This is a genomic window from Candidatus Desulfatibia sp. (assembly GCF_036446775.1).
Classification (GTDB): Bacteria; Desulfobacterota; Desulfobacteria; order Desulfobacterales; family UBA11574; genus Desulfatibia_A.
Window position 1 is genome coordinate 1 of sequence record NZ_JAZFTO010000248.1, and the last position, 7,188, is coordinate 7,188.

The following is a 7,188-nucleotide window of genomic DNA, read 5'->3' on the forward strand; positions in this document are numbered from 1 at the left end:
CGGCCGTATTTTTGGCGGCATCGGCGGCCCGCAAGGCCAGGTTTCTGACCTCATCGGCCACCACCGCAAAACCGGCCCCGGCCTCACCGGCCCGCGCCGCTTCAACGGCCGCATTTAAGGCCAGCAGGTTGGTCTGAAAAGCAATCTCATCGATGGTCTTGATGATCTTGGAGGTCTCCTCACTTGCTTTGGAGATTTCCTCCATTGATGAGGTTAGTTCGGTCATGGATTCGTTGGCCTTGGTGACACCCTGGTTGGCTTCCTTCATGAGGTTGTCGGCCTGGTTGGAATTGTCGGCATTCTGCTTGGTCATGGAGGCCATCTCTTCCAATGAAGAAGAGGTCTCCTCGATGGATGCAGCTTGCTCGCCGGAACCTTCGGCCAGCTCCTGGCTGGAGGAAGATACCTGGCCCGAAGCGGAGGCCACCTGCTCGGCGCCTTCGTTCAGCCCCTCGACAATGCGGTTGATGGGAGTGGTAATGGAACGGGTGATAAAAATTCCCAACAACGCACAGAGAAAGATGCCGGCAAATAACATTACCCACTCCACCATGTTCAAAAACTGCGCAAGCCTCTTGGCCTCTACCATATCAGTTACCATCAGCTGCTGTTGGTTAGCTACCATAGCATCAAGCGCTTGCTTGATAGCAAAGGCTGTCGGAGCCGCTTTACTCCCCAGCCAGAGATTGGCCAGGTTCCATTCAGCACTTCCCCGAATCTTGAACATCTCTGGCGGCAGCACTTTAAATATATCTCGGGCCTGGCTGAATGCATCAAACGCCACAGCCTGTTCCGGCGTCAAAAGGTTAGCGTTCGATGAAAGATCATTAAACCGCCTGGTGTTCTTTGCCCATAATTTGTCAAACTTCTTTTTGAACTTATCTGCGCCGGAAAGCAGGTATGCGCGGATGTTGGCAAGTGCCAAACCGGTAGTACCTCGCACGTCCGCCATCATACCTAAAAGTGCCTTGCGTTCGGCAGTGGCCGCCAAGTCTGCCTCCAGATCGATCATCTTGGTGATATTAGTCGTAAGAATTCCTGCTTGGGGCGCGGCCTGCTCAAACAGAATTTTGAGAGCCGGTGTGTTGTCCACTATTTGAGCGATGTCCTCAATTTCTTGCTGGTATTTCTTGAAATCCCCTAATTTTGTCTCTATGGTCTTGAGCCGTTCGATATTCTCAGGGTTGGTCCAGTTTAGCGAAAATTGCTTCAATGCTTTTTCAGAAGGCTCAATCTCTTCCGACCAGGCTTTGGCCCTTTCCTCCTTGAACTTGTCCTTGCCCAGGATAATCCACCCGCGCAGCGCAGCCAAGGAGTGATTTATACCATTGAGCATGCTTAAGCTTGATTGCGCGGTCGGTGCTCGCAAATCGATGATACGGTTAGTCACTGTGTTCGCCCGCTTAACCTGGAAAATTGTGGTCAGCACCGCAGCAACAAGTATCAGTGCCACGATGGCGTACCCCCCTCCTATCTTCTTCCCTAATGCTAAATTTTTGAACATTTTAAATTCCTCCATCTATAATTAGTTAATTGTTAAATTGGTGATTCGTTGATACGTTAATTGGGCCGCGATAAAAGAAAAAATCGACTCGGCTGAGCTCGTCGCAGGCCGCATTCCAAACCAAAAATCTCCTAGGCCGCCTTTTCCAAGTTGGCAACCTCTTCGGAACTTAGCACCCGATCAATATCTAATAAAATTTTAACACCTCCTTCCATCTTGGCCATGCCCAGGATATAGTCCGTGTTCAGCTTGGCGCCGAACGCGGGAGTCTCCTCGACATCTTCGCCTTTGACATTTAATACTTCCGAGACCGCATCGACTACGATCCCGATCTGAACGATACCGGCATGACATTTGATTTCAACCACGATAATGCAGGTGCGCTCGGTGTAATCGATGGCATCCATCCTCTCCGAGGCGTAGGCTCTACGAGCCGGAGGCCGAATCTGAGTCTCAAATCAATTACCGGGATCACTTTGCCCCGCAGGTTAATGACCCCTTTGACAAATTCCGGGGTTTGCGGGACCGTGGTGATGGGCATCATCCCGATGATCTCCTTGATTTTTAAAATGCTGATGCCGTACTCTTCACTTGCCAGCGAAAAGGTCAGATATTTTCCCTCCTTGTCGGCCATGGCCTTGACCCCGGTTGAATCCCCTGCGGGGGTATATTCAACGGGGCAGGCGCCCTGATCCATTGTCTCAGTTACTTCCGCCATTTTTTCACCTCCTTTCTGCTTATTTGTGACCTATTCACTCGTCATTATTTATAAATTGTTATTTAATAATTTTTTTGATGTTCTGTCTCAATAGGCCTTAAAATATAAACCTGTATTCAGAATAAGAAAAATCATCTTCAACTACCAATAGATTCAGGAATCCAACCTTCCAATTATTGTCCGGAACACCTCGTCAAACACCTCGAAACCGCTATCCAAATAGACGATGAAACGTGGATAGAGTTTATGCCCTTTTGAAATGGTTTCGCTTTCTCTATCAGGCAAAATAAGGATGAGGGGAATATCTTCGAAACAATCGCGAATCAAAAGCAGATCAAAAAGCTCTTTCTGACTCGCAGCCAGAATAACTGCCAAGGACATATTTCTGGGAAATTGATGAAGCCGGCTGGAAAGGCTTTCCATCGTTCTGAAAATTCCGATATCCTCTTTGGGAACCAGTTTTTCGATGATACTCTGAAAACGTGCTCCGGCTCCTTGCTTTATCGTTGAATAAAAGAGTAGTTCCACCATGGCCTCCGCTGCAGTTATCTTTCTCAAAATGGCAATTTGATCCTGACTCTTAGTATATCAAGTTCCGTGCCAAGGGGTTATTTTGATGTTGAAAACTTATTATGCCAATAATTATAGGATGATAGCCTGCATGGATAGATAAGTGACAAGCAAAAGAATGGCGGCTGGCTGTCTTAAATTTAAGAAAGATTCTTATTATTAAGACATTATCTGAATTTTAAGACAATAACGCAACCGGGTTGTAATGGTAAAATTAGAGACGGCGTGAAATGTTGTATTTTTTAAGGCGACTATATGCCATGGCGCGGGATAGGCCGGATATGCGGCATATTTCCTTAATATCACCCCCTGTAAAAGAGACTAGAGCCTGAAAATATTGTCCTTCAGTCTTTTCTATTAAAGACTTTAGATTAGGAAAGGGCTCGGGAAACTCGATGTTTTTTTTCAAAGCAGCTTCGTTTGTAGCCTGTTGAGAGAACGAAGAACGGGCCAATTTGATGCGGATTTTTTTGGGCAGATGAAAAGGAAACAAGGTCGGCTCATTTCGGGCTACGGAAAGCGCGTTTTCTAAGGCATTAACCAACTCCCGTACATTTCCCGGCCAGCGGTAGGCAACTAGCGCTTCCAGGAATTCAGGGGAAAATCCCTTTATTCCCAACCCGTGGATGTCGCAGAACTTTCTTATATAGTGAAGCGTAAGATCCTTTATATCATTGGGTCGTTTTCTTAGGGGTGGTAAATCGATGGTTATTGATCTAAGACGAAATAATAGATCATTACGAAATTTTCCTGCTTGAACCATTTGGTCAAGGTCACGGTTAGTTGCTGCGATCAGCCTGAAATCACTTTTACTTTCTTCCTTAGCGCCAATAGGACGAAAACTGTGCTCTTGAAGGGTCCGAAGAAAAGTACTTTGAATAGACATAGGAAGTTCTCCCACCTCATCGAGAAAAAGCATCCCTTTGTCAGCTTGCTTAATCAGACCCGATTGTGTCTTGTCCGCACCGGTGAAGGCACCCTTTTCATGTCCGAAAAGAATACTTTCAACCAGTGTTTCTGTTAGAGCCCCACAATCGACCACTACAAAATTGTTACCGGCGCGGAGACTGTTTGCATGGATTGCTCTTGCAAAAAGCTCTTTTCCAGTGCCCGTCTCCCCGGTGATGAAGGCATCTGAATCGCTATTTGACACGTAGGAAACGGACTCAAGACACAATTTAATTTGTCTACTCTCTCCGACAATCCCTTCCCTGTTTATCAAAACAGAATTCTTTTTAAGTATTTTTTCTTCCCGGTATTGAAGGGCACGAATAAATGGCAGCGTCATCTCTTTCATCGAAACCGGCTTTTCAATATAGTCCCAGGCCCCGCTATCTATTGCCAGCTCAGCTCCATCCGGATCGCCCTGACCGGTAATGATGATTACCTCGGGTTTGGAGCGAACTTCCCTAATCACAGGCAATTGTTCCAGCCCATCCCCATCGGGCATCTGTACGTCGAGAAAGACAATATCCAATTCTCCGGAGGAGGCTTTTTCTAGTCCTTCCTTTAAGGTGTATGCACAGGTTACATCATGCCCTTTTTTCCTTACCATGCCTGACAGCGTATAGCACAGCCCCTTGTCGTCATCTATAATCAGTACCTTTGCCATAAGCCTCTTTTTTATTCTCCTGTTTTGCATGCAATGCAATGACCCCGGCGATAGCTGTAATGATTATCGTGATCGAAAAGAAGGAGTGCCATGCCCGGGTATTATTTATCATCAAAAACTACTCGAATGGTCTTTGCTAATTCACTTTTAACCACCGGCTTCGTTACATATCCGCTGATGCCCATTGCCTTTGCTTTTTCATCGTCGATTTTTTCGCTAAAACCGGTACAAATTATTATTGGAAAGTCAGGTTTTATCTCCAAAAGTTTCTGCGAGAGTTGAACCCCTGTCATATTCGGCATAGTCGTATCGGTAATGACAAGATCGAACTTATCTGGATTTGCCATAAAAACTTCTAAGGCTTCAATACTGCTGGTTCTTGTCGTAACATGATAACCGAGTCCCTCCAGCATTTGCGTTTCCATGCGAACAATCGGCTTTTCATCATCTACAAGCAGAATGCGCTCCGTGCCTTTCTGAACTGGTGTGACGGCTTCAATTTCCTCTGTTCCAACTCGGGATCTGATAACGGGCAGGTAAACATGAAATGTAGTTCCTTCTCCCGGTTCACTATAAACCCATATATCACCGCCATAGCTTTTGACGATACCATGCACCACAGCGAGACCAAGTCCAGTGCCTTTATCTTTTTCTTTCGTTGTGAAATATGGATCAAATATTCGATCCAATACAGGCTGTTCCATTCCGATACCTGTATCTGCTACCGTCAAACAGACATATGGCCCCGGAGTCATAGACGAGTCTTTCATGTCATCGGCCCCTAATTCAACCTCTTTTAGGGTTACATTCAGTTTGCCGCCTTCGTCCATGGCATGATAGGCATTTGTAATTAGGTTCATGGCTATCTGGTGAACCTTTGTGGAATCTGCCGTAACTAAACCGCATTTATTGCTTATATATTGATTTATCTCGATAGTGCTCGGTAATGTAGATCTGGTCAACTTCAGAACTTCTTTTACTATGGTTTGAACCCTCAGCGGTTTCAGTTCCTGATCGGCCTGGCGGCTGAATGTCAGGATCTGCTGAACCAAATCCTTTGCACGTATTCCCGCTTGAAGTATTTGCTGCAAATTTTCATACAGGACTGTTTCGCGCGGAACATCATCCAATGATAGTTCGGTACAACCAATGATAGGTGTAAGAATATTGTTAAAATCGTGGGCAATGCCGCCTGCTAAAGTGCCAATTGCTTCCATCTTTTGAGCTTGCTGGAGTTGGGTTTCCATTTTTTTCTGTCCGCTGATGTCTCTTAAATTGATGACACTTCCTACAGGGTTGCCGTCACGACCCCAATAAGGGGCCCCGCTTATACTGACATGAATGACGTTACCTTCCCTGGTGTATCGGCGATTTTCAATGCCGGAAAAGCTCTCTCCGGACACCACTTTATTGATCATCATTTTAGTCTTTGGCCAACTCTCTTCAGGTACAAAGTCGTCCATTTCCTTTCCATAACGCTCCTCTAAGGACCACCCGAAAACACGGGTGAAAGCAGGATTAAAGTAGACGACTTTACCCTCTGTGTCGTAGACAACAACAGGGTCGGGATTTGCGTCCAGAACTGTACGATATCTCTTCTCACTTTCCCGCAGCGCCTCCTCCGCCTGCTTGCGTTGAATTACCGGTCCCAACTGTGCTGCGACGGCGGATACAAGCTCTACCAGTCGGGTGTTCTTCCCATGAAATTCGGATAAGAAAAATGTCAGAACGGCCTGCACTTCATCGGCCTCGACAATAGGAACACCAAAGCCCGCCTTCAGACCCATTTGAAGCGCTATCTCGACACGAAGAAAAACATCTGCGGACTGGATGGAAACGTCCGGGATCCACTCGGGTTGTTTTGATGCCCAGATCCGCCCGGGCAGTCCCACCCCGAGGGGAAATGTAAATTCTTCATGAAAGCGCCTGCATTTTCCTCGATCCTTTCTACAGGAGCACCAAGATGCTGCGTGGATCAGAACGTCTTTGTCGTCGCCGGGGATCCAGGCTTCCCCCACCTGCCAACCGGTTGTCTCACAAACATTCTCGAGCACAACACCCAGCGCCGAGGAAAGATCATCGGCCTTACTGATCGCCAGTGTGGATGACTGTATGAGCTTGAGCTCTTCTTCGGCACGCTGGCGCTCTTCTATTTCTCTTCTCAGTATATCGTTGGCTTTGGCGAGCTCGGCTGTTCGCTCCCTAACCCTTTGTTCCAACTCTTTATAAGTCGATTTGATCTCCATGATAATATACCTACTATCAATTTTTTGCTTTTTAGCGATCACAGGTGTTACTGAGAGCAGTTGATCTGCTGCCATAAAAATAAAGCGGGGATGCAGTCCTTGTTCAATCAGGAGTGGTCCCCTCAGTCACATCTGTCCCAAAGGAATTCCAGATTCAGCATAAGTTTTTGCGGTGCGAACTGAATCTTAATCGCAGGACTGCAGACGACAATGAAAAACTCGCACCAACCATCAGCTGTGAAAAGCAAAAATGGAAGGTCTAAATAATTGCAAAATAAAGTGGCACGGTGATGACCTAAAAGGCCATCACCATGCATTTCCTTTTAGTTAAAAATCCTTAAAATCGTTATCTGCCATTGGAATGACCTGCTCAGGATCTACTTCCCTGGCCTGGTGCACGGCCACTTCTTTGGTTTTTTTGGTTTTGACCTTTTTTACAATAGCTGCCAGGCCTCTCTTTGCCAGGCCTTTTGAAGCCGCAGCCTTGGTCCGGGTAACTCTCTGTCCGGCACCGGCACTGCCGGCCACCAGCGCAACA

The 7,188-nt window shown here is 46.7% G+C and carries 6 protein-coding genes and 2 pseudogenes; all 8 read right to left on the bottom strand.

The annotated features are described in order from the left end of the window. Positions 1-451 (bottom strand): annotated as a pseudogene (locus V3S16_RS11640) (methyl-accepting chemotaxis protein); the annotation flags it as partial. A gap of 576 nt (positions 452-1,027) precedes the next feature. Then, positions 1,028-1,519, bottom strand: a pseudogene (locus tag V3S16_RS11645) (hypothetical protein); the annotation flags it as partial. Positions 1,520-1,635: 116 nt separating this feature from the next. Continuing rightward, on the bottom strand, positions 1,636-1,872 hold the full coding sequence (locus V3S16_RS11650; protein WP_413885118.1) for a chemotaxis protein CheW: 237 nt from the start codon (positions 1,870-1,872) through the stop codon (positions 1,636-1,638). Beyond that, positions 1,824-2,222 carry a chemotaxis protein CheW gene (locus V3S16_RS11655; protein ID WP_413885120.1) on the bottom strand — a complete coding sequence of 133 codons (399 nt, stop codon included), beginning with the start codon at positions 2,220-2,222 and terminating at the stop codon, positions 1,824-1,826. Before V3S16_RS11655 ends, V3S16_RS11650 begins: the two co-directional genes overlap by 49 nt. A gap of 153 nt (positions 2,223-2,375) precedes the next feature. Beyond that, the gene (locus V3S16_RS11660) at positions 2,376-2,780 is read right to left on the bottom strand and encodes a hypothetical protein (protein WP_413885122.1); all 405 of its coding nucleotides are present in this window, start codon (positions 2,778-2,780) and stop codon (positions 2,376-2,378) included. Positions 2,781-3,006: 226 nt separating this feature from the next. Then, entirely contained in the window at positions 3,007-4,404 is a 1,398-nt protein-coding gene (locus V3S16_RS11665) for a sigma-54-dependent transcriptional regulator (protein WP_413885124.1), read from the bottom strand. A gap of 101 nt (positions 4,405-4,505) precedes the next feature. Continuing rightward, the gene (locus tag V3S16_RS11670; protein WP_413885125.1) at positions 4,506-6,650 is read right to left on the bottom strand and encodes a PAS domain S-box protein; all 2,145 of its coding nucleotides are present in this window, start codon (positions 6,648-6,650) and stop codon (positions 4,506-4,508) included. A 327-nt stretch (positions 6,651-6,977) separates the two neighbouring features. After that, on the bottom strand, positions 6,978-7,188 hold a 211-nt coding region (locus V3S16_RS11675; protein ID WP_413885127.1), incomplete at its 5' end, for a hypothetical protein.

Coding starts and splice junctions, on each gene's coding strand:
- V3S16_RS11655 (WP_413885120.1), bottom strand. CDS start 2,222: ATGGCGGAAGTAACTGAGACAATGGATCAGGGCGCCTGCCCCGTTGAA.
- V3S16_RS11665 (WP_413885124.1), bottom strand. CDS start 4,404: ATGGCAAAGGTACTGATTATAGATGACGACAAGGGGCTGTGCTATACG.
- V3S16_RS11670 (WP_413885125.1), bottom strand. CDS start 6,650: ATGGAGATCAAATCGACTTATAAAGAGTTGGAACAAAGGGTTAGGGAG.